General features: G+C 62.7%; 21 protein-coding genes and 1 pseudogene. 15 read left to right on the forward strand and 7 right to left on the reverse strand.

The annotated features are described in order from the left end of the window. Both AC07T0_RS27530 and exaC read right to left on the reverse strand, forming a co-directional pair. Window positions 1–201: pseudogene (locus tag AC07T0_RS27530) on the reverse strand (ethanolamine permease); the annotation flags it as partial. 245 nt (window positions 202–446) lie between these two features. Then, window positions 447–1,967: an acetaldehyde dehydrogenase ExaC gene (exaC, locus tag AC07T0_RS27535; RefSeq protein WP_495004141.1), complete on the reverse strand. Its 1,521-nt coding sequence runs from the start codon at window positions 1,965–1,967 to the stop codon at window positions 447–449. A gap of 415 nt (window positions 1,968–2,382) precedes the next feature. Between exaC and AC07T0_RS27540 the strand changes: the two genes are divergently transcribed. The 4 genes from AC07T0_RS27540 to AC07T0_RS27555 all read left to right on the forward strand — a co-directional run bounded on the left by AC07T0_RS27540 (window position 2,383) and on the right by AC07T0_RS27555 (window position 6,774). Then, on the forward strand, window positions 2,383–4,299 hold the full coding sequence (locus AC07T0_RS27540; RefSeq protein ID WP_495004142.1) for a sigma-54-dependent Fis family transcriptional regulator: 1,917 nt from the start codon (window positions 2,383–2,385) through the stop codon (window positions 4,297–4,299). 216 nt (window positions 4,300–4,515) lie between these two features. After that, window positions 4,516–5,865: a UDP-N-acetylmuramate:L-alanyl-gamma-D-glutamyl-meso-diaminopimelate ligase gene (gene mpl / locus AC07T0_RS27545; RefSeq protein ID WP_495004143.1), complete on the forward strand. Its 1,350-nt coding sequence runs from the start codon at window positions 4,516–4,518 to the stop codon at window positions 5,863–5,865. Further along, window positions 5,862–6,494, forward strand: a complete 633-nt coding sequence (gene ubiX / locus AC07T0_RS27550) for a flavin prenyltransferase UbiX (RefSeq protein WP_495004144.1) — start codon at window positions 5,862–5,864, stop codon at window positions 6,492–6,494. Before mpl ends, ubiX begins: the two co-directional genes overlap by 4 nt. Then, entirely contained in the window at window positions 6,487–6,774 is a 288-nt protein-coding gene (locus AC07T0_RS27555; RefSeq protein ID WP_495004145.1) for a YceK/YidQ family lipoprotein, read from the forward strand. The genes ubiX and AC07T0_RS27555 overlap by 8 nt, the downstream gene beginning before the upstream one ends. 130 nt (window positions 6,775–6,904) lie before the next feature. On the opposite strand, the gene AC07T0_RS27560 is transcribed toward AC07T0_RS27555, so the two are convergent. The 3 genes from AC07T0_RS27560 to AC07T0_RS27570 all read right to left on the reverse strand — a co-directional run bounded on the left by AC07T0_RS27560 (window position 6,905) and on the right by AC07T0_RS27570 (window position 9,850). Then, window positions 6,905–7,546 carry an NAD(P)H-binding protein gene (locus AC07T0_RS27560; protein ID WP_218225870.1) on the reverse strand — a complete coding sequence of 214 codons (642 nt, stop codon included), beginning with the start codon at window positions 7,544–7,546 and terminating at the stop codon, window positions 6,905–6,907. Between the two features lie 27 nt (window positions 7,547–7,573). Beyond that, window positions 7,574–9,292 carry a C13 family peptidase gene (locus AC07T0_RS27565; RefSeq protein WP_495004146.1) on the reverse strand — a complete coding sequence of 573 codons (1,719 nt, stop codon included), beginning with the start codon at window positions 9,290–9,292 and terminating at the stop codon, window positions 7,574–7,576. A 102-nt stretch (window positions 9,293–9,394) separates the two neighbouring features. Then, the gene (locus AC07T0_RS27570; protein WP_248799365.1) at window positions 9,395–9,850 is read right to left on the reverse strand and encodes a MaoC family dehydratase; all 456 of its coding nucleotides are present in this window, start codon (window positions 9,848–9,850) and stop codon (window positions 9,395–9,397) included. Window positions 9,851–10,013: 163 nt separating this feature from the next. On the opposite strand from AC07T0_RS27570, the gene AC07T0_RS27575 reads away from it, so the two are divergent. The 5 genes from AC07T0_RS27575 (at window position 10,014) to AC07T0_RS27595 (ending at window position 12,420) form a co-directional block, all read left to right on the forward strand. Then, window positions 10,014–10,376 carry a CidA/LrgA family protein gene (locus AC07T0_RS27575; protein ID WP_495004147.1) on the forward strand — a complete coding sequence of 121 codons (363 nt, stop codon included), beginning with the start codon at window positions 10,014–10,016 and terminating at the stop codon, window positions 10,374–10,376. Next, on the forward strand, window positions 10,373–11,089 hold the full coding sequence (locus AC07T0_RS27580; RefSeq protein WP_495004148.1) for an LrgB family protein: 717 nt from the start codon (window positions 10,373–10,375) through the stop codon (window positions 11,087–11,089). The genes AC07T0_RS27575 and AC07T0_RS27580 overlap by 4 nt, the downstream gene beginning before the upstream one ends. Window positions 11,090–11,099: 10 nt before the next feature. After that, a complete protein-coding gene (locus AC07T0_RS27585; protein WP_495004149.1) occupies window positions 11,100–11,690 on the forward strand; it encodes an LON peptidase substrate-binding domain-containing protein in 591 nt (196 codons plus the stop codon). A 182-nt stretch (window positions 11,691–11,872) separates the two neighbouring features. Continuing rightward, window positions 11,873–12,085 carry a transcription antiterminator/RNA stability regulator CspE gene (cspE, locus tag AC07T0_RS27590; RefSeq protein ID WP_495004150.1) on the forward strand — a complete coding sequence of 71 codons (213 nt, stop codon included), beginning with the start codon at window positions 11,873–11,875 and terminating at the stop codon, window positions 12,083–12,085. Window positions 12,086–12,186: 101 nt separating this feature from the next. Continuing rightward, entirely contained in the window at window positions 12,187–12,420 is a 234-nt protein-coding gene (locus tag AC07T0_RS27595; protein ID WP_495004151.1) for a cold shock domain-containing protein, read from the forward strand. Here the strand turns inward: AC07T0_RS27595 and AC07T0_RS27600 are convergent. Beyond that, complete coding sequence (locus AC07T0_RS27600; protein ID WP_495004152.1) at window positions 12,417–13,733, reverse strand: bifunctional DedA family/phosphatase PAP2 family protein; 1,317 nt, start codon at window positions 13,731–13,733, stop codon at window positions 12,417–12,419. The two genes, AC07T0_RS27595 and AC07T0_RS27600, sit on opposite strands and share 4 nt — an antisense overlap. 152 nt (window positions 13,734–13,885) lie before the next feature. Continuing rightward, window positions 13,886–14,572 carry a DNA-3-methyladenine glycosylase gene (locus AC07T0_RS27605; RefSeq protein ID WP_495004153.1) on the reverse strand — a complete coding sequence of 229 codons (687 nt, stop codon included), beginning with the start codon at window positions 14,570–14,572 and terminating at the stop codon, window positions 13,886–13,888. 181 nt (window positions 14,573–14,753) lie between these two features. Here AC07T0_RS27605 and AC07T0_RS27610 point away from each other — a divergent pair, with 181 nt between their 5' ends. From AC07T0_RS27610 to rodA, 6 genes are all read left to right on the forward strand, one after another. Further along, a complete protein-coding gene (locus AC07T0_RS27610) occupies window positions 14,754–16,025 on the forward strand; it encodes a glutamate-5-semialdehyde dehydrogenase (protein ID WP_495004154.1) in 1,272 nt (423 codons plus the stop codon). Window positions 16,026–16,041: 16 nt separating this feature from the next. After that, a complete protein-coding gene (gene nadD / locus AC07T0_RS27615) occupies window positions 16,042–16,716 on the forward strand; it encodes a nicotinate-nucleotide adenylyltransferase (RefSeq protein WP_495004189.1) in 675 nt (224 codons plus the stop codon). Between the two features lie 70 nt (window positions 16,717–16,786). Then, on the forward strand, window positions 16,787–17,281 hold the full coding sequence (gene rsfS, locus AC07T0_RS27620) for a ribosome silencing factor (RefSeq protein ID WP_495004155.1): 495 nt from the start codon (window positions 16,787–16,789) through the stop codon (window positions 17,279–17,281). Window positions 17,282–17,290: 9 nt separating this feature from the next. Then, window positions 17,291–17,758: a 23S rRNA (pseudouridine(1915)-N(3))-methyltransferase RlmH gene (rlmH, locus tag AC07T0_RS27625; protein WP_040071182.1), complete on the forward strand. Its 468-nt coding sequence runs from the start codon at window positions 17,291–17,293 to the stop codon at window positions 17,756–17,758. Between the two features lie 9 nt (window positions 17,759–17,767). Continuing rightward, window positions 17,768–19,654, forward strand: a complete 1,887-nt coding sequence (gene mrdA, locus AC07T0_RS27630) for a penicillin-binding protein 2 (protein ID WP_495004156.1) — start codon at window positions 17,768–17,770, stop codon at window positions 19,652–19,654. Window positions 19,655–19,692: 38 nt separating this feature from the next. Next, a complete protein-coding gene (rodA, locus tag AC07T0_RS27635; protein WP_248806382.1) occupies window positions 19,693–20,796 on the forward strand; it encodes a rod shape-determining protein RodA in 1,104 nt (367 codons plus the stop codon). Window positions 20,797–20,807 lie beyond the last annotated feature (11 nt).

Raw genomic sequence — 20,807 nt, forward strand, 5'->3', positions numbered from 1 at the left:
GGTGGTCAGCTCGGTGAAGCTGAAGATGAAGCAGGTGTACATGGTCGCCACCAGCAGGGTGGTGACGAGAAAGCCCATGGTGCCGGCGGTGCCCCAGCCATAGCTCCAGCCGAAGTATTCACCGGAGATCACCAGGCCCACGGCAATGCCCCAGAGGTGCAGGGTACCGAGGGTCGGTTTGAGTGCGGTTTGGGTTGTCATAAGTCCTCGCTTGTCATTTTTATTGTTTGGGTGTTGGACTTGCGGGTAGCGATTTTCGTTACAGCGTGCACGCAAAGCCCGTGCCAGAGCGGCCAGGCGTTGTTTTCAGGGTGTCAGTGATGGCCTCTTCGCGGGCAAGCTCCGCTCCCACAGGTTTCGGTCGTTTACATCTTTTGGATTCGACTCGGACACTGTGGGAGTGGAGCTTGTCGGGCGCCGAACCGCCGCGAAGGCGGCCTCAGGGTTTAGAAGAACCCAAGTGGATTGATGTCATAGCTCACCAGCAGGTTTTTGGTCTGCTGGTAATGATCGAGCATCATTTTGTGGGTTTCGCGGCCCACGCCGGATTTCTTGTAGCCGCCGAACGCGGCATGCGCCGGGTACAGGTGGTAGCAGTTGGTCCAGACACGTCCGGCCTTGATCGCCCGGCCCACGCGGTAGGCGCGGTTGATATCCCGGGTCCACAGGCCCGCACCCAGGCCGAACTCGGTGTCGTTGGCAATCGCCAGGGCTTCGGCTTCGTCCTTGAAGGTGGTGATGCTCACCACCGGGCCAAAGATTTCTTCCTGGAACACGCGCATCTTGTTGGTGCCCTTGAGCAGGGTCGGCTGGATGTAATAGCCGGTGGCCAGATCCCCTTCAAGCTTCTGCACCTGGCCGCCGGTCAGCAACTGCGCGCCTTCCTGCTTGGCGATTTCCAGATAGGACAGGATCTTGTCGAATTGCTGCTCGGAAGCCTGGGCGCCAACCATGGTGTCGGTATCCAGCGGGTCGCCACGTTTGATCTGCTCGACTTTCTTCATCACTACTTGCATGAACTCGTCGTAGATCGACTCCTCAATCAGCGCGCGGGACGGGCAGGTGCAGACTTCGCCCTGGTTGAAGAAGGCCAGGACCAGGCCTTCGGCAGCCTTTTCGATAAAGCTCGGCTCGGCTTTCATGATGTCGGCGAAGAAGATGTTCGGCGACTTGCCGCCCAGTTCCACGGTGGACGGGATGATGTTCTCGGCCGCGCATTTCATGATGTGCGAACCGACCGGGGTCGAGCCGGTAAAGGCGATCTTGGCGATGCGCTTGCTGGTGGCCAGGGCTTCGCCGGCTTCTTTGCCGAACCCTTGCACCACGTTCAGTACGCCGGGTGGCAGCAGGTCGCCGATCAGCTCCATGAGCACGGTGATGCCCAGCGGGGTTTGCTCGGCCGGTTTGAGCACCACGCAGTTGCCGGCGGCCAGGGCCGGGGCGAGTTTCCAGGCGGCCATCAGGATCGGGAAGTTCCACGGGATGATCTGCCCGACCACGCCCAGTGGTTCATGGATGTGGTAGGCCACGGTGTTGCCGTCGATTTCCGCGGCGCTGCCTTCCTGGGCGCGCAGGCAACCGGCGAAGTAACGGAAATGGTCAGCGGCCAGCGGGATATCGGCGTTGAGGGTTTCGCGCACGGCCTTGCCGTTGTCCCAGCTTTCGGTGATGGCCAGCAGTTCGAGATTCTGTTCGATACGGTCGGCGATTTTCAGCAGGGCCAGCGAGCGCGCCTGGACCGAGGTGGCGCCCCAGGCATCGGCGGCGGCATGGGCGGCGTCGAGAGCCTTGTCGATATCCTTGGCGTTGGAACGGGGGAATTCGGCAATGGCCTTGCCATTGACCGGAGAGGTGTTGGTGAAGTACTGGCCGTCGACAGGCGCGACGAATTCGCCATTGATGTAGTTGCCGTACTTGGCTTTGAACGTAACGATGGCGCCGGCAGTACCAGGGTGGGCGTAACGCATGGTGTGTGTCTCCTTGGCTATTGTGCTTATAAGGGAGTACGCGCTTGAGCGCTTAATAAGCGTAGAGCAAAGGTCGGGCCAGTGCCTGGTGGGCCGGGCGCCAGAGCCTTTGGCCGGGGTGCGCGGTGACGGATGGCGACGCTGTTGCGACAGGAGCGATACAGCCGGGGTGACAGTTTGTACCGTGCTTGGCACAGCCTGTGACTCGGCGGTCGCGGGATGATTGCATTGCTCACGGCGCTGGAGGATGCTGGGCATCCAGACGAACGTGCATCAACGGCTGAACACCTCTGTAGGAGCGAGCTTGCTCGCGATGGACGTCAACGATGACGCGGGCGCCCTGACACCCCTCAGTGGCTGAACCATCATCGCGAGCAAGCTCGCTCCTACAGGGGTGGGGGGAGAATAATAAGAAATGCAGAACAACCATCTGAGTCGCCACGCCCAGCAGGTATTGACCGTGACCCAGGGCAAGGCCCACCCGGGCGGCCCCGGCAGTGACCCGTCCATCGCCCGCTCCTGGCTGCGTTGCCTGGAGGACTATCACCTCGACCCGTCGCTGAGCATCGCCCCCACCGTGCTCGAACACGGGCGCCTGCTGGAAAGCCGCGAGCACCTGCGCCAAGTCCTGCAGATCGCCGGCAATGAAATGACCAGCCTGCACCAGCAGCTCTCCGGCGCCGGTCACGCGGTGCTGCTCACCGATGCCCGCGGGGTGATCCTCAATTGCGTCACCGCCCCCGCCGAACGCAAAATCTTCGAGCGCGCCGGCCTCTGGCTTGGCGCCGACTGGAGCGAGGCCTGCGAAGGCACCAACGGTATCGGCACCTGCCTGGTCGAGCGCCAGTCCCTGACCATCCACCAGGACGAACACTTCCGTGGTCGCCACACCGGCCTGACCTGCTCCGCCAGCCCGGTCTTCGATCCTCATGGCGAATTGATGGCGGTGCTCGACGTGTCCTCGGCCCGCCCGGACGTGTCGCGCCAGAGCCAGTTTCACACCATGGCGCTGGTCAACCTCTCGGCGAAGATGATCGAGAGCTGCTATTTCCTCCGGCATTACGACAACCACTGGCTGCTGCGCTTCCACTTGCAGGCCGAGTCGGTGGGGCTGTTCAGCGAGGGCTTGCTCGCATTCGACGGCGAAGGACGGATCAGTGCGGTCAACCAGAGTGCCCTGAACCTGCTGGGGCAGGGGCGTAGCGCTTTGCTCGGCCAGCCGGTGGAGGCATTCTTCGATTGCCCGCTGGATGAACTGCTCGGCCGCGCCAGTGCCCAGGCCAGCGCCAGCTGGCCATTGCGGGCCCGCGACGGCCGCGCCCTGTTCGCGGTGTTGCGCGGCCAGCCGCGTAGCGTGCCCAAGGGGTTGGCCCCGACACCCGCACCGCTGGAGCGAGCGAAGCTGTCCAATATCTGCCTCGGCGATCTGGCCTTGCAGACGGATTTTCGTCGAGCGCTACGGGTCTTCGAACGTGATGTGCCGTTACTGATCAATGGCGAAACCGGTTCGGGCAAGGAGGCGTTCGCCAAGGCGGTGCACCAGTCCAGCCAGCGCGCCGAGAAAGCCTTTGTCGCCCTCAACTGCGCGGCGATTCCCGAGAGCCTGATCGAAAGCGAGCTGTTTGGTTATCGCGGCGGCAGCTTTACCGGTGCGCGCAAGGAAGGCATGCGCGGCAAGCTGCAACAGGCCGATGGCGGCACGCTGTTTCTCGATGAAATCGGCGATATGCCACTGGCCTTGCAGACCCGCTTGCTGCGGGTGCTGGAGGATCGCCAGGTGGTGCCTATCGGCGGCGAGCCGGAGGCAGTCAATGTGCGGATTATCAGCGCCACGCACCGCAATCTGATGGAGCGGGTCGGCGACGGCAGTTTCCGCGAGGATCTGTATTACCGGCTCAATGGGCTGGAGGTCGGTCTGCCGGCTTTGCGAGAGCGCAGCGACAAGTCGCAGTTGCTGGATTTCCTGCTGGCGGAGGAGGCTGGCGAGCAGCCCGTGCTGATCGATGCGGCCGCGCGCCAGGCGCTGTTGGCGTTCGAGTGGCCGGGCAATGTGCGGCAGATGCGTACGGTGTTGCGCACACTGGCGGCGTTGTGCGAGGACGGCCGGATCGGACTTGAGGATCTGCCGGCGCTGATCCGCCAGGCGCGGCCGGGCCTGGTCGCGGTGGCCGTTGATGAACCGTCCGGACATCCCCTCGAAGACGCCGAGCGCCTGGCTCTGCTCAATGCCTTGGAGCAGCAGCGCTGGCATATGACCCACACGGCCGAGCAGCTGGGGGTCAGCCGCAATACCTTGTATCGCAAGCTGCGCAAGCACGGCATCGCCCGCTAGACCATCGATGTCCCCCCTGTAGGAGCGAGCTTGCTCGCGATGGGTGTCAACGATGACGCGGGCATCCTGATGCCCTGCGGTGCCTGGACCACCATCGCGAGCAATCGAGCGTCGACCGGCTGCTCCTACAAAGGGGGCGTCCTCGGGTCGGTGAAACACCAGGTGCGATTTCCCACGCCCTGGGCTAACCTGCGACCACGTTTTACGAGGTCGACTATGCACATTCATATTCTGGGTATCTGCGGTACGTTCATGGGTTCGATGGCTGTGCTGGCCAAGGAACTGGGCCATCACGTTACCGGTTCCGATGCCAACGTCTATCCACCGATGAGCACCCAGCTCCAGGCCCAGGGCATCGAGCTGACCCAGGGCTACGATCCGGCGCAACTCGATCCGGCCCCAGACCTGGTGGTGATCGGCAATGCCATGTCCCGTGGCAATCCGGCGGTCGAGTACGTGTTGAACAAGGGCCTGCCCTATGTGTCTGGCCCGCAGTGGCTGGCCGACCATGTGCTGCAGGGCCGCTGGGTCCTGGCCGTGGCCGGTACCCACGGCAAGACCACCACCAGCAGCATGCTCGCCTGGGTGCTGGAACATGCGGGCATGAGCCCGGGTTTTCTGATCGGCGGCGTGCCGCAGAATTTCTCGGTGTCGGCCCGTCTGGGCAGCACACCGTTTTTCGTGATCGAAGCCGATGAGTACGACAGCGCCTTTTTCGACAAGCGCTCGAAGTTCGTCCACTACCGTCCGCGCACCGCGATCCTGAACAACCTGGAATTCGATCATGCGGATATTTTCGCGGATCTGGCGGCGATCGAGCGGCAATTCCACCATCTGGTGCGGACCATTCCCAGCGAGGGGCTGGTGATCCATCCGACCACCGAGCCGGCTTTGCAGCGGGTGATCGAAATGGGTTGCTGGACCCCGGTGCAGACCACTGGCACCGGCGGCCAGTGGCAGGTCAAGTTGCTGAGCGAAGACGGCTCGCGTTTTGAAGTGATGTTCGAAGGCGTGGCCCAAGGCATGGTCGAGTGGGACCTGACTGGCCAGCACAACGTCGCCAATGCCCTGGCCACCCTGGCGGCGGCGCGGCATGTCGGCGTGGTGCCGGCTATGGGCATTGCTGCCCTCAGTGCTTTCAAGAGCGTGAAGCGGCGGATGGAGAAAGTCGCCGAAGTTCACGGCGTGACGATCTACGATGACTTCGCCCACCACCCGACGGCGATTGCCACCACCCTTGATGGCCTGCGCAAGAAAATCGGCGATGCGCCGCTGATCGCCATTATCGAGCCGCGCTCCAACTCCATGAAGCTCGGCGCCCACCGCGACGGTCTGCCGGACAGTGTGGTCCAGGCCGATCAGGTGATCTGGTATGCGCCAGCCAATCTTGGTTGGGACCTGGGCGCCACGGCGGCATTGTGTTCGGTGCCGTCGATCGTCAGCGATTCCCTCGATGGCATCATTGAGCGGGTGAAAAGCCAGGCCAAACCCGGGACCCATGTGGTGATCATGAGCAACGGCGGCTTCGGCGGCCTGCACGGCAAACTGGCCGAGGCGCTGCAATGAACAACGGGCCGGAACGCATCACCCTGGCGATGACCGGCGCTTCCGGCGCGCCCTATGGCCTGCGCCTGCTCGACTGCCTGGTGCGCGAGGACCGCGAGGTGCATTTCCTGATCTCCAAGGCCGCGCAGCTGGTGATGGCCACCGAGACCGACGTGGCGCTGCCGACCAAGCCGCAGATGATGCAGGCTTTCCTCACCGAATACACAGGTGCGGCGGCCGGGCAGATCCGGGTGTATGGCAAGGAGGACTGGATGTCGCCGGTGGCCTCGGGTTCCGGCGCGCCGGCGGCGATGGTGGTGGTGCCTTGTTCCACCGGAACCTTGTCGGCCATTGCCACGGGCGCCTGTAACAACCTGATCGAGCGGGCGGCGGATGTCACCCTCAAGGAGCGCCGCCAGTTGATCCTGGTGCCGCGCGAGGCGCCGTATTCGAGCATTCATCTGGAGCACATGCTCAAGCTGTCGAATATGGGCGTGACCATCCTGCCGGCGTCGCCGGGCTTTTATCACCAGCCGCAGACCATCGATGACCTGGTGGATTTTGTCGTGGCGCGGATTCTCAATCTGTTGAATATCCCCCAGGATATGCTGCCACGTTGGGGTGAACATCATTTGAGCAGCGATGAGTAGGTCACTGCTGTACCTGCTGCTGGTGCTGCAACTGGCTGGTTGTGCGACGGTGCGGACCTTGGACGCCGGCAAGGCCGGGGCGCCCGTGGTGTATTCGGGGACGCGCCTGGATCTGTATGCGTTGCAGGGTGGTTGTTGCGCTTATGACCGCTTTGGGGCGCAGGCGCCGAGCTATCCCGGGGTGGATCTGCCGGCCAGTGCGTTGCTGGATACGCTGCTGTTGCCGCTTTCGGTGTTGACGGTATTGGGCGTGGGGTATCAGGCGACGGGCGGGTTGTAGCTCCGAGTGACAACCTAACCTGTGGGAGCGGTGCTTGCCCGCGAAGCTTTTAGTGGCCTCACCGCCTTCTTCGCGGGCAAGCACCGCTCCCACAGGGTATGCATTCCATTGCTCTTCACGCAGGGTGGTGCTATTTGCCCAGCCGGCGCAATTCATCCGACTCGACAATCCGCACCCCATCCTGCTCTTCCAGCGCCAGGCGCCACAGCGCCCGCGCCAGTTGGCAGGCCTCGATGCCGCGATACTTCCCGGGAATCAGTTTCGATAGCGGTGCCGCCAACTGTTCCGCCAGGCGCGGTTCGATCCGCTCGCCCAGCAGCAACGAAGGCCTGGCGATGGTCAGCTGCGGCCAGTTCTGCGCCCGCAGCGACTGTTCCATCTCGCCCTTGACCCGGCTATAGAACACCTTGGATTTCGGATCGGCATCGATGGCACTGACCACGATCAGATGCCGCGCGCCCATTTCCCGCGCGCGCTTGCCGAAGGCCACGACCATGTCGTGGTCCACGGCGCGGAACGCTTCTTCGGAACCCGCCAGCTTGATGGTGGTGCCCAGGCAGCAGATTGCCAGGTCGACACGGCCGCTCAATTGCGGCAGGAAAATCGCCGGATCGCCCACCGGATTTTCCAGGTGCGGATGTTCGGCCAGTGGTCGTCGTGAGGGGGCCAGTACGCGGGTGACAGTCGGCTCGTTGAGCAGGCGGTCGAGTAGATGTTCACCGGTCAGACCGGTGGCTCCAGCGAGCAGGATATGCTGAGGCGTCAAGTACATAAAATACCTCCCTTGATACAGTTCAGCTTAGTTGCTCTTGGCAGTCTTGCTGTCCAGCGAAGCGCTTTGCAACGCTTTTCGCGCTTGTTGTTTGCGCAGCAACTGCCAATGTGCCAGCACGCCTTTGGGCGCCCAGATCTGCGGTTCAGACGCTTCGAAATTGTCCGCCTGCTCACGCTCGGCGACATGCGCCTTGGCCAGGGTGAAGGCTTGCTGCAGATCGTCGGTCTGGTTCAGCGCCTGGGCGAACAGGGCGTCGCCGAAATAGGTGAAATCCGCTTCCTCGGAGCAACCGAAGGAGACCCGGTCCGCGCGGGACGCGGTCATGATCAGGGTTTTTTCATCCTTGAGCGCCGGGATGAAGCCGCCGGAGTAACAGGCGGAAATCACAATGACCTTGTCGCGATTTTTCAGCGGTGCCAGCGCCGAGGCCAGTTCGTCGGCTGGCAGGTCGGCCAGCTCCAGGCGTGGCTGATCCAGCACAAACTCATGTTCATGGGTGCCGTGGCTGGTCAGGTAGATGAAGATCAGGTCTTCCGGTCCGCTGCGTTCGGCCAGGGTCTGGGCGGCGCGGAGCAGGTTCTCGCGGGTTGCCATCGGCCGATCGCCGAGGTGGTCGCGATGGTTCACCAGGCTGATCTGGCCATAGGCACCGAAGCGGCTGGCGAGCATCTGGTTGACGTAATCGGCCTCGCGCATAAACACGCTTTGCTTGCCGTCGCCGGCCAGCACCAGGCTGTAGAGTTCGATCGCCGGGGTCGAGGCCGGCACGGCGGCCAGGGCTTTTTCCAGCAGTGGGCCCTGGGCCAGCAGGCCGAGTTCCAGCAGATCGGGCAGCAGCTTGCCGTCGGCATCGCGGACTCGCTGGCCGTTGCTCCAGATGCCGCTTTGCACGCTGCCGTCGGCCAGCGCCAGGCTGCCACGACCGTTGTAGGTGTCACTGGCGAACTCGCCGATATAGACGCTGCCATCACCCAGGCTCAAATGGCCCTGGCCGTTGAAGCGCCACTCGCTGAACTCGCCGCGGTAGTGGCTGCCGTCGACGCCGATCAGTTGGCCCTTGCCGTTGAGCACGCCGTCCTTGAATTCACCGATCCAGACATCGCCATCGGCGTTTTCGTAGCGGCCCTTGCCATTCAACTGGTTACGCTTGAAGCCGCCGGCATACTGGTCGCCGTCGGCGCTGTTGAAGGTGCCGACCCCTTCCAGTTGACCATTGACGAAGTGGCCGGTGAACAGGTTGCCGTTGGCATCGCTGCGCTGGCCCTCGCCGTTGGGCTTGCCGTGGGCGAATTCACCCTGGTATTGGCTGCCGTCTTCCAGTTCCAGATGGCCGAGGCCTGAGTACTGGTCGTCCTTGAATTCGCCACGGTAGGTCATGCCGGCTTCTTTGAGCGTGCCTTCGCCGTCGCGCCGGCCCTGCTTGAAGCCGCCGGTGTAGTTGCTGTCGTGCACGGTCAAGGTGCCCTGGCCGTGGAACAGGCCCTGTTGGAACTGGCCCTTGTAGACCTCGCCATTGCTGCCATGCCACTCGCCGTCGCCCTGCCACTGACCGTGGTCGAACTGGCCGGCGTACCAACTGCCACTGGGGTAGTCGATGCGGCCCTGGCCTTGCAACAGCCCATTGACCACTTCGCCGCGATAGCGACCGCCGTCCGGCAGGCGCGCGTCCGGCGGCAATAGCGATTCGCCATCACCGCAGGCGGTGAGCAGCAGGGTCAAAACCAGGGGGACAAGTGGGCGCATAACGGGATCCGGATAATTAGGGGACCGAGTATGCCGTAGCAATATGGCGTGTCCAGTGTCCTGCACGAAACAGAGTGCACTCTGTTTCGTGAGTACGGGCAATCAGACGAAGCAGAGTGACAGGGGTTCAGCGATATAGGCGGGTTTTTCCTGACCTTCGATTTCCAGCGTGGCGGTGGCCTTGAGCAGCCATTGGCCGGGTTTCTTCTCGGTGACCTCGGTCAGTTCGACCTTGAGGCGCACCCGTGAGTCGACCTTCACCGGCTGGATAAAGCGCACACTGTCCAGGCCGTAGTTGACGGCCATCTTCAGGCCTTCGGGCATGATGAAGATATCTTCCATCAGTTTCGGGATCAGCGACAGCGACAGGAACCCGTGGGCGATGGTGCTGCCGAACGGCGTTTGCGCGGCCTTGACCGGGTCCACGTGGATGAACTGATAGTCACCGGTGGCTTCGGCGAACAGGTTGATCCGCGCCTGGTCGATGGTCAGCCATTCGGAATAGCCGAGTTCCTTGCCGACATAATCGTTGAGCTGCGCTACAGGTACATAGGGCATTGACACACTCCTTGGTCTATCGAGTTATCGGGCCTCGGGTTGCAGCCCTTGGCATCCACTGTAGATCATCATGGGACATGTGTCCGGTCAAGCCACCATACCTTTGGCGAATGGCGGCGTATGGGCGTGCTTATAATGCTGGCATCTTCAAGGGAGAGTTCGGATGTTGTTACGCGGCCTGACCTGGCTGGTGCTGTTTCAGTTGCTCGGTACAGCCCTCAATCATTTGTGTGTGCCGGTGTTGCCGGGGCCGATTATCGGCTTGTTGCTCTTGCTGGTGTTTCTGATGGTGCGCGGCGAAGTCAGTGCACCGTTGAGCGAGGCGGCGTCCAGTCTGTTGCGTTATCTGCCGCTGTTGCTGGTGCCGCCAGCGGTAGGGGTAATGGTCTATGCCCGGCAGATCGCCGCGGACTTCTGGGCGATTGCCGGTGCGCTGGTATTGTCGGTGCTGATTTCCATGGCGTTCGTCGGGGTGTTGATGAATGCCCTGGTCAAGCGCCATGCCCGGCGTGGAGAGCGGCCATGAACCTCGATTGGCAGGGCGCCTGGGCGGCGCTGATCCATCATCCGCTGTTCGGCATCGGCATTACCCTGGGCGCCTATCAACTGGTGCTGGCGGGCTTCGAAAAGACCCGCTGGGTCTTCCTGCAACCGGTCCTGGCGTCGATGGCGCTGGTGGTCGCTATCCTGTTGCTCTGCGATCTGGAGTACGCCGAGTACCGCAAGAGCACCGAGATTCTCGGTATTCTGTTGGGGCCGGCCACGGTGGCGTTGGCTGTGCCGCTGTATCTGAACCTGCGGCGGATCCGACAGTTGTTCTGGCCGATTTTTACTACGCTGGTGATGGGTGGGGTATTGGCGACTGGCCTGGGCGTGTTGTTTGGCTGGCTGTTCGGGGCCGACCACATGATCCTGATGACCCTGTTGCCCAAGTCGGTGACTTCGCCCATCGCCATGCTGGTGGCCGAGCAGATCGGTGGCGTCGCGGCCCTGGCGGCGGTGTTCGTGTTGATCACCGGGGTGATCGGCGCCATTGTCGGGCCCTGGCTGCTGACGCGACTGGGCGTGCATACGGCGGAAGCTCGAGGCATGGCCCTGGGCATGACCGCCCATGCGGTGGGCACTTCGGTGGCCTTGCAGGAAAGTGAAGAATGCGGCGCCTTCGCGGCGTTGGCAATGAGCCTGATGGGCGTAGCCACGGCAGTGTTGCTGCCGTTGGCGGTAACTTTGGTGGTTTAAGGAAGTCGTTATGAGCCTGGCGTTGTTTCCCCTGAACACCGTACTGTTTCCCGGTTGTATCCTCGACCTGCAGATTTTCGAGGCGCGCTATCTGGACATGATCAGTCGCTGCATGAAACAGGGCAGTGGTTTTGGCGTGGTCTGCATTCTTGAAGGCCAAGAGGTCGGCGATGCGCCGGAAGGCTTTGCCCTGGTCGGCTGTGAAGCCGTGATCCGCGATTTCCAGCAGCAGGACAACGGCTTGCTGGGCATTCGGGTCGAAGGTGCGCGGCGTTTCCGGGTGCTGCGCACGGAGTTGCAGCGCGATCAACTGACGGTCGCCGAGGTCGAGTGGCTGGATGAGATCCCTGAGCGGCCGTTGCAGGACGAGGACGAGGACCTGGTGGCGCTGCTCAAGGCGCTGGCCGAACACCCGATGGTCGCCGCCCTGAACATGGGCACCGAAGCGACCGGGCAGCAGTCTCTGGCCAATCAGTTGGCGTATCTGCTGCCGTTTTCCGAGCTGGACAAGATCGACCTGTTGGAACTGGATGATCCGCAACAGCGTCTGGATGCGATTCAGGTGTTATTGGACGAATTGCAGGGCGAGTTGTTTGCTTGAGTGGGCCCCTGTAATGGCATGGAATAACCGTTATATAGAAATGATCTGAAAACCTGTCAGAAATGACAGTAGCCCGAGCGCTGCAATGGATCCAGGATTGAACGGCGGAAATATGGAAAGCTCGCAGGGCAAAAGTTGTCCACGGACGAGCTTGCGTCATTCAGTAACTGGGAATATTGGAAATGTCAGAGCAAAAAGAAGGCAAGGTCAAGTGGTTCAATGATGCGAAAGGTTTTGGTTTTATTTCGCCAGATGATGGATCGCAAGATGTTTTTGTTCATTTCAAAGCGATACAGGCGACCGGTTTCAAATCCTTAGCTGAAGGGCAGAAAGTAAGTTTCGAAGTTGCTCAAGGACAAAAAGGCCTGCAAGCAGAAAACGTTAAATTGATTTAAGGTTCTGCTGTCAAGACATGGCGTTCCATACCTCCCTTGGGTAACCGAACTTCCTCGGGGCGACGTCTGAGTGTGCCTCTTCCTTTTTGGGAGAACCAGTCATGGATAAGTACGGCGAACAGCGTTACGACTCCGCCCGGGGCGGGATTGGCGTGATCACGGCACATGTGGACGGGCGAGAGCTTTTCTTCCACGTGAAGTCCACTACTGACGGTGGGCCGGCGTTGCAGGCCGGCGACACCGTGACCTATGACATTGTGCAAGGCGAAGACGGCCAGTTCTATGCGGTCAATCTTGAAGTCGTGGAAAGTGATCTGTCCGAAACGGTTTGTTAATAGGCATATCGCCCGATCGCATGCTGCAAATGCCACAGGGCATAAAAACCATAGATCGCCACGGCGGCCGGCAGGATCAGCCACCAGGTCCGGGGTGGCATGGCCGGTAGCGGCATGCAGCGTTGGCAGAGGCTCAGGCTGGCCGCCAGCACGGTAATGGCGAGCAGCGCGCCGGCGAGGATATCGGTGGGCCAGTGCGCGCCCAGGTACACCCGTGACAATGCCACCGTCAGCGCCGGCAGGCAGCCGAGCAATAGCCAGGTCACGCGCATCCGTGGCGGCTGCTCGCGTCCGGCCAGTACCGCCAGCACCAGGAAAAACGCGAACGAGCCCGAACTGTGGCCGCTGGGCATGCTGAAACTGCTGATCGGCTCGGCCAGCACTTCCGGGCGGATCCGTGCGAAGAAATATTTGGCGGCGGTGTTGCCCAGCGCCGTCACCGCCAGGGTGGCACCGAAAAACAGCCCCTGACGCCATTGGCGGGCGAGAAACAGCAGGGCGGTCAGCGCGCCGGCCACAATGAGCTGGATACGGAAGTCGCCGAGACGGGTGGCGATAACCGCCGCCACGTCCAGTGCCTTGTCGCGATGTTCCTGTACCAGCGTCATCAGGCCCTGGTCGAACGCCGTGAGGTGGGGGTAGCCGAGAAACAGGCTGACCAGCAATACCAGGCTCAAGCCTGAAATCAGCAGCGTGGCCTTGGGATGACGCTTCACGCTGCAATGGATGCACAGCCCGATCAGGGCGACGAGCCCGATCGCGACCACGCCGGCCTGTGGCCAGAAGCCCTCGGGCAAGGGCAGGCGGATGGCCGCGCCGGTGGCCCAGCCCGGCAGCAGGTAGACCACCGACCAGCCGGCGCCGGCGATCAGGCTGACACCGATAAACCGCGGCAATGGCATGTCGCACATGCCGGCGATCATTGGCAGCATCGGGCGCAAGGGACCGATAAAGCGTCCGACCAGCAGGCTGGCGATGCCATAGCGCTGGAAATAGCTTTCCGCGCCGCTCATCCACTGCGGGTGACTGCGCAGGCCCGGCAGGCGCCGGATGTTTTGGTGGAAGCGGCGGCCCAGGGTGTAGGAGGCCACGTCACCGAGCAGGCCGCCGATGAAACCCAGCAGCAGGGTTTCGCCCAGGGGCAGGGCGCCGCTGCCGGCTAGCACGGCGATGGCGAACAGCAGGACCGTGCCCGGCACGATACTCCCGACAATGGCCAGGCATTCGAGGCAGGCGACGATGACAAGCGCCAGTCCCAGCCATTGAGGGTTGGCGGTCAGCCAGCCGGTGATGCTATCGAGCCATGGGCCCATGGGTGACTTCCTTTTTCAGACAAAACCAAAACATTGTAGGAGCGAGCTTGCTCGCGATGGTCGTTAACGATGCCGCGGGGAATCTGATGCCCCGCGGTGCCCCGTCCACCCTCGCGAGCAAGCGCGCTCCTACAGCGGGGAGGTGGCGTTCTTCAGTCGTGCAACAGGTAATCGCGACCTTCGACCTGCCCACGCCGGAGCGGGTTGCGCGTGCAATACGCCGCATGGCTGGCGTCGACGAAGCGGTACAGCAGGTGTTCGTCACGCCCGCCGGGGATGCCCAGGCGGGTGGTCTGGATTATCGGTGCCACCTGGGTGCCGACATCCTCGACCAGCAACCCCTGCGGGTCGAAGCGCTTGGCGTCCCACATCGGCACCTTGAGCCCCAAGGCCTTGCACAGCAGGGTCTGGCCGGCACACAACTTCTGCGCCGGACGCGCCATGCCATTGGCCGTCGGATTGTTTAGCAGCATCTGCGCCAGGCTGGCCGGGCCGGACAGTTCATCGACCCACGGATAACCGGATTTGATCAGCACCGCGTTACCCGGCCCGTGGGCGCTGAAGTTCAGCGAATCGCCGCCGCGGGCGTAATACATATAGATATGCCCGCCATCCAGAAACAAAGCCTTACGTTTTTCTGTGTAGCCGAGGGAGGCATGGCTGCCTTTTTCCTCAAGGTAATAGGCTTCGGTCTCGATGATTCGCGCCGCCAGCCAGAGATCGCCGACCTTGTGACGGATGACTTTGCCCAGCAGTTCGCGGGCGAGCAGTTGCGCATCGCGGTCGAAAAAAGCGTCGGGCAGGGCGCTCGGCAAGGGCGCGGGGGTGGGGCTGGGCATCGTGGGCGCGAGACTGTTGACGGCTGATTGGAGGCGAATCATAACGTTTTATGCCTTAATTGCGCCTGAACACCCGCTATTTACCCTCCATTTCGACCATCCGCCCGGCACCGCTGTCCGTCAGGCGGCGCGACAGCTATAATCGGCCGCTTTCCTCTTTGCCAAGTCCCCCTTAAGAGCCATGACTGAGTCCGTTCTCGACTATATGACCCGTCTGGGTCGCGCTGCCCGCGAAGCTTCCCGCGTGATCGGCCGTGCCAGCACCGCGCAGAAGAACCGCGCCCTGCTGGCCGCCGCCGCCGCGTTGGACGCTGCCCGCGCCGAGCTGAGTGCCGCCAACGACCTCGATCTGGCCGCCGCCCGTGCCAATGGCCTGGAGCCAGCACTGGTCGAGCGCCTGACCCTGACCCCTGAGCGTATCGACGGCATGATCGTCGGCCTGCGTCAGGTGGCCAGCCTGCCGGACCCGGTGGGGGCGATCCGCGACATGAGCTACCGGCCATCGGGGATTCAGGTCGGCAAGATGCGCGTACCCCTGGGGGTGATCGGCATCATCTATGAGTCGCGGCCGAACGTGACCATCGATGCCGCCAGCCTGTGCCTCAAGTCGGGTAACGCGACCATCCTGCGCGGCGGCTCCGAGGCCATTCATTCCAACCGTGCCATTGCCGCCTGCATCCAGCGCGGCCTGGACGAAGCCGGCCTGCCGGCGGCCGTGGTGCAGGTGGTGGAAGTCACCGACCGCGCTGCCGTCGGTGCGCTGATCAGCATGCCCGAGTACGTCGACGTGATTGTGCCGCGCGGTGGCAAGGGGTTGATCGAACGGGTCAGCCGCGAGGCGCGGGTGCCGGTGATCAAGCACCTGGACGGCATCTGCCACGTGTATGTCAGCGCTCACGCGGACCTGGAGAAGGCCCGCGACATCGCGTTCAACGCCAAGACCTATCGTTATGGTATCTGCGGTGCCATGGAAACCCTGCTGGTGGATAAGGCGGTCGCCGCCGAGTTCCTCCCGGCCATGGCCGAGCGCTTGCGCGCCAAGGGCGTCGAGCTGCGCGGTTGTGAGCGGACCCGCGCGGTGATCGAGGCCATCGCGGCCACTGAAGAAGACTGGAGCACCGAATACCTGGCGCCGATCCTGTCGATTCGCGTGGTCGACGGGCTGGGCGCGGCCATCGAACACATCAACCATTATGGTTCGCACCACACTGACGCCATCGTCACTGAAGACCTGGCGCAGTCCCGGGCGTTCATGGCCGAAGTCGACTCCAGTTCGGTGATGCTCAATGCCCCGACCTGCTTCGCCGACGGTTTCGAATACGGATTGGGTGCCGAGATCGGCATTTCTACTGATAAGCTGCACGCCCGCGGCCCGGTAGGGCTGGAAGGCCTGACCTGCGAGAAGTACATCGTGGTCGGCGACGGGCAGTTGCGCGGTCAGGCCGCGGTCTGATCGAGTGAGCAAACGTCTGTCAGCCGTCGTCAGCCCGCGCCAGGTTCCGCCCCGGCGTATCGGCGTGCTCGGCGGAACCTTCGACCCGGTGCACATCGGCCATTTGCGCAGTGCCCTGGAAGTCGCGGAACTGATGGGCCTCGATGAGTTGCGCCTGACCCCCAGTGCCCGGCCACCGCATCGTGATACACCGCAGGTCTCGGCCATCGATCGATTGGCAATGGTCGATTGCGCGGTGGCCGGCGTCAGCCCGCTGGTGGTGGACGACCGCGAGCTGCAACGGGACAAGCCGTCCTACACGATCGACACCCTGGAACTGATGCGCGCCGAGCTGGCCGCCGAGGACCAGTTATTCTTGTTGTTGGGCTGGGACGCATTTTGCGGCCTGCCCACCTGGCACCGCTGGGAGGAGTTACTCCAGCATTGCCATATCCTGGTGCTGCAACGCCCGGATGCCGACAGCGAACCGCCGGATGCCTTGCGCAACCTGCTGGCCGCGCGGTCGGTCAGCGACCCGAAGGCCCTGCCGGGGCCTGGCGGGCATATTACATTCGTCTGGCAGACCCCCCTCGCGGTGTCGGCCACCCAGATCCGTCAACTGCTGGCCAGCGGTAAGTCGGTACGTTACCTGGTGCCTGACGCGGTCCTGGCCTATATCGATGCGCACGGGCTGTACCGTGCGTCGAACTGAAACGGCGCGCTTGAAAGCACGAATAGTCGTGTATTGAAGCGCCCGAACATATGAGCAAAACGAGTTTTATATGACCAACAACGACGTAAGCAAAGTAAAGCGCAAAGGCACGTTCAAGAGTGCTCCGTTGCCGGAGAAAGTCCTCAGCGGCGAGCCCCTCAAGGGCGAAGAGCTGGTCAAGGTTGCCGTAGCGGCCCTGGAAGACGTCAAGGGCCAGGACATCCTGGTGATCGACGTTCGCGAGAAGCAGAGCATCACTGACTTCATGATCATCGCCACCGGTACCTCCAACCGCCAGATCGGCGCGATGCTGGACAAGGTCCGCGAAGCGGTCAAGGCCCTGGGCATCAAGCCGCTGGGTGAAGAAGGCAAGGGCGACAGCGACTGGGTCCTGTTGGACATGGACGATGTAATTGTCCACATGATGACCGCCAGCGCTCGTCAGTTCTATGACCTGGAACGCTTGTGGCAGGGTGCCGAGCAGAGCCGTTCGGCCAGCGCCGCGCACCACAGCCCGGAAAACACCCATGAGCATTTCATCAAGCTCAACAAAGACCAGGAATAAGGTGGCGTTGTGCGCCTGCGCCTGATTGCTGTTGGTTCACGCATGCCCAAGTGGGTGGAAGAGGGTTGGCACGAGTATGCCAAGCGTCTGCCATCCGAACTGGCGCTGGAACTGGTGGAAATTCCGCTCAATACCCGGGGCAAGAACGCCGACGTGACGCGCTTTATCCGTCAGGAAGGCGAAGCGATGCTGGCCAAGGTCGGTCCGAACGAGCGGATCGTCACGCTGGAGGTCCATGGCAAGCCGTGGAGCACTGAGCAGTTGGCGGTCGAACTGGATCGCTGGCGGCTGGATTCGCGCACGGTCAACTTCATGGTCGGCGGTCCCGAGGGGCTGGCGCCGGAGGTCTGTGCGCGGGCCGATCAGCGCTGGTCGCTGTCGCCGCTGACCTTGCCGCACCCGTTGGTGCGGATCCTGATCGGTGAACAGCTGTATCGCGCCTGGACCGTGCTGTCCGGGCATCCTTACCATAAATAAGCCTGCCGAATGACTCAGCCGATTCGCCTCAAGGACCACGAGAAAGACGCCCGTCTGGTGCGTAACCGTGTCGTGGTCGGCGCAATTGTGGTGGTGGCGCTGATCGGCGTGCTGATCGCCCGGCTGTATTTCCTCCAGGTGGTCCAGTACGACTATCACTCGACCAAGTCGGAAAACAACCGCGTCCATGTCCAGTCGATTCCGCCGAGCCGTGGCCTGATCTACGATCGCAACGGCCTGGTGGTGGCGGACAACCGACCCAGTTTCAGCCTCAGCGTGACCCGTGAACGCTCGGGTGACTGGCGTCAGGTGCTGGATGTGCTGGTGGAGGTCCTGCAGCTCACCCCGGAAGATCGCGTCCTCTTCGAGAAGCGCGTGCGCCAGGGGCGGCGGCCGTTCGAGCCGGTGCCGATCCTGTTCGAGTTGACCGAAGAGCAGATCGCCCGGGTGGCCGTGAACCAGTTCCGTCTGCCGGGCGTCGAGGTGGTCGCGCAGTTGGTTCGTCACTATCCTCAGGGTGCGCACTTCGCGCACTCGGTGGGCTACATGGGGCGGATCAACGAGGCCGAGCTCAAGGCTCTGGACCCGGTGAACTACAGCGGCACCCACCATATCGGCAAGACCGGTATCGAGCGTTTCTACGAGGCCGAGTTGCACGGCCAGGTCGGTTACGAGGAAGTCGAGACCAACGCCCGCGGACGTATCCTGCGGGTGCTCAAGCGTACCGACCCGGTGCCGGGCAAGGACATTGTCCTGAGCCTGGACATCAAATTGCAGGAAGCCGCCGAAGAGGCCCTCGGCGGCCGGCGCGGCGCCGTGGTGGCGTTGAACCCGGCCACCGGCGAGGTGTTGGCGATGGTCAGTCAGCCAAGTTTCGACCCGAACCTGTTCGTCGCCGGGATCGGGTTCAAGGCCTACGCCGAGTTGCGCGACTCCATCGACCGGCCGCTGTTCAACCGGGTGCTGCGCGGCCTTTATCCACCGGGCTCGACCATCAAGCCGGCGGTGGCGATTGCCGGGCTCGACAGCGGCGTGGTCAACGCTTCGACGAGGGTCTTCGACCCCGGTTACTACGAGCTGCCCAACTACGATCACAAATACCGTAACTGGAACCGTACCGGCGATGGCTGGGTCGACCTGGACACGGCGATCATGCGTTCCAACGACACCTACTTCTACGACCTGGCGCACAAGCTGGGCATCGACCGACTGTCCACCTATATGAACAAGTTCGGCTTGGGCCAGAAGGTTTCCCTGGACATGTTCGAGGAGTCGCCGGGGCTGATGCCTTCGCGCGAGTGGAAGCGCGCTACCCGGCGCCAGGCCTGGTTCCCGGGCGAAACCCTGATCCTCGGGATCGGCCAGGGCTACATGCAGGCTACCCCCCTGCAACTGGCCCAGGCCACGGCGCTGGTGGCGAACAAAGGGGTGTGGAACCGTCCGCACCTGGCCAAGACCATCGAAGGCCGGAAGCCGCTGGATCAGGACCCGATGCCGGATATCGTGCTGCGTAACCCGGCGGATTGGGACAAGGTCAGCCACGGTATGCAGCAGGTGATGCACGGCGCCCGCGGTACCGCGCGCAAAGCGGCCATCGGGTCGCAGTACCTGATCGCCGGCAAGAGCGGTACCGCTCAGGTCGTGGCGATCAAGCAGGGCGAGAAGTACGACCGTTCGAAAGTCCAGGAGCGCCATCGCGACCACGCCCTGTTCGTCGGCTTTGCGCCGGCCAACAACCCGAAAATTGCCGTGGCGGTGATGGTCGAGAACGGGGAGTCCGGTTCCGGCGTGGCCGCGCCAGTGGTGCGCCAGGTCATGGACGCCTGGTTGCTCGGCCCGGATGGCAAGCTCAAACCCGAATATGCCGACTCAACCCCCTTGCAGGTGATGCCTTGATCGCCAATTTCGACCGCATCCTCTCCAGCGAAGATGTGATGCGCCGCCGGGCCACCTTGTTGCAACGTATGCACATCGATGGCCCCCTGCTGGTCCTGCTGCTGACCTTGGCGGCCGGCAGTCTGTTCGTCCTTTATTCGGCCAGCGGCAAGAGCTGGGACCTGCTGATCAAGCAAGCCACCTCCTTCGGCATCGGCCTGGTCTCGATGTTCGTGATCGCCCAGCTCGAACCGCGCTTCATGGCCCGCTGGGTGCCACTGGCCTACGTGCTGGGGGTGATGCTGCTGGTGGTGGTGGACGTCATGGGGCACAACGCCATGGGCGCCACGCGCTGGATCAACATTCCCGGGGTGATTCGCTTCCAGCCGTCGGAATTCATGAAGATCCTGATGCCGGCGACCATCGCCTGGTACCTGTCCAAGCGGACCCTGCCGCCGCAGCTCAAGCACGTGGCCATCAGCCTGATGCTGATCGGCGTACCGTTTATTCTCATCGTCCGCCAGCCCGACCTCGGCACCTCGCTGCTGGTGCTGGCCGGCGGCGCCTTCGTGCTGTTCATGGGGGGCCTGCGCTGGCGCTGGATCATCAGCGTGCTGGCGGCGGCGGTGCCGGTGGCGGTGGGCATGTGGTTCTTCATCATGCACGACTACCAGAAGCAGCGGATCCTGACCTTCCTCGACCCGGAAAGCGATCCGTTGGGCACCGGCTGGAACATTATCCAGTCCAAGGCCGCCATCGGTTCCGGCGGCGTGTTCGGCAAGGGCTGGCTGCTGGGCACCCAGTCGCACCTGGACTTCCTGCCGGAAAGCCACACCGACTTCATTATTGCGGTCATGGGCGAAGAGTTCGGTCTGGTGGGCATCTGCGCCTTGCTGCTGCTCTACCTGCTGCTGATCGGCCGTGGGCTGGTCATCACCGCCCAGGCCCAGACCCTGTTCGGCAAGCTGCTGGCCGGCAGCCTGACCATGACCTTTTTTGTCTATGTTTTCGTCAACATCGGTATGGTCAGCGGGCTGCTGCCGGTGGTGGGGGTGCCGTTGCCATTCATTAGCTACGGCGGAACTTCGCTGGTGACATTGCTGTCAGCGTTTGGGGTGTTGATGTCGATCCATACCCACCGCAAGTGGATCGCACAGGTTTGAGCAAGGTGAAC

It is taken from the genome of Pseudomonas sp. GW821-FHT04D07 (assembly GCF_059420225.1).

What these genes read in the sequence shown, in the direction of transcription:
- exaC (WP_495004141.1), bottom strand. Translation starts at nt 1,967, where the DNA reads ATGCGTTACGCCCACCCTGGTACTGCCGGCGCCATCGTTACGTTCAAA.
- AC07T0_RS27540 (WP_495004142.1), top strand. Translation starts at nt 2,383, where the DNA reads ATGCAGAACAACCATCTGAGTCGCCACGCCCAGCAGGTATTGACCGTG.
- mpl (WP_495004143.1), top strand. Translation starts at nt 4,516, where the DNA reads ATGCACATTCATATTCTGGGTATCTGCGGTACGTTCATGGGTTCGATG.
- ubiX (WP_495004144.1), top strand. Translation starts at nt 5,862, where the DNA reads ATGAACAACGGGCCGGAACGCATCACCCTGGCGATGACCGGCGCTTCC.
- AC07T0_RS27555 (WP_495004145.1), top strand. Translation starts at nt 6,487, where the DNA reads ATGAGTAGGTCACTGCTGTACCTGCTGCTGGTGCTGCAACTGGCTGGT.
- AC07T0_RS27560 (WP_218225870.1), bottom strand. Translation starts at nt 7,546, where the DNA reads ATGTACTTGACGCCTCAGCATATCCTGCTCGCTGGAGCCACCGGTCTG.
- AC07T0_RS27565 (WP_495004146.1), bottom strand. Translation starts at nt 9,292, where the DNA reads ATGCGCCCACTTGTCCCCCTGGTTTTGACCCTGCTGCTCACCGCCTGC.
- AC07T0_RS27570 (WP_248799365.1), bottom strand. Translation starts at nt 9,850, where the DNA reads ATGCCCTATGTACCTGTAGCGCAGCTCAACGATTATGTCGGCAAGGAA.
- AC07T0_RS27575 (WP_495004147.1), top strand. Translation starts at nt 10,014, where the DNA reads ATGTTGTTACGCGGCCTGACCTGGCTGGTGCTGTTTCAGTTGCTCGGT.
- AC07T0_RS27580 (WP_495004148.1), top strand. Translation starts at nt 10,373, where the DNA reads ATGAACCTCGATTGGCAGGGCGCCTGGGCGGCGCTGATCCATCATCCG.
- AC07T0_RS27585 (WP_495004149.1), top strand. Translation starts at nt 11,100, where the DNA reads ATGAGCCTGGCGTTGTTTCCCCTGAACACCGTACTGTTTCCCGGTTGT.
- cspE (WP_495004150.1), top strand. Translation starts at nt 11,873, where the DNA reads ATGTCAGAGCAAAAAGAAGGCAAGGTCAAGTGGTTCAATGATGCGAAA.
- AC07T0_RS27595 (WP_495004151.1), top strand. Translation starts at nt 12,187, where the DNA reads ATGGATAAGTACGGCGAACAGCGTTACGACTCCGCCCGGGGCGGGATT.
- AC07T0_RS27600 (WP_495004152.1), bottom strand. Translation starts at nt 13,733, where the DNA reads ATGGGCCCATGGCTCGATAGCATCACCGGCTGGCTGACCGCCAACCCT.
- AC07T0_RS27605 (WP_495004153.1), bottom strand. Translation starts at nt 14,572, where the DNA reads ATGCCCAGCCCCACCCCCGCGCCCTTGCCGAGCGCCCTGCCCGACGCT.
- AC07T0_RS27610 (WP_495004154.1), top strand. Translation starts at nt 14,754, where the DNA reads ATGACTGAGTCCGTTCTCGACTATATGACCCGTCTGGGTCGCGCTGCC.
- rsfS (WP_495004155.1), top strand. Translation starts at nt 16,787, where the DNA reads ATGACCAACAACGACGTAAGCAAAGTAAAGCGCAAAGGCACGTTCAAG.
- mrdA (WP_495004156.1), top strand. Translation starts at nt 17,768, where the DNA reads ATGACTCAGCCGATTCGCCTCAAGGACCACGAGAAAGACGCCCGTCTG.
- rodA (WP_248806382.1), top strand. Translation starts at nt 19,693, where the DNA reads ATGCGCCGCCGGGCCACCTTGTTGCAACGTATGCACATCGATGGCCCC.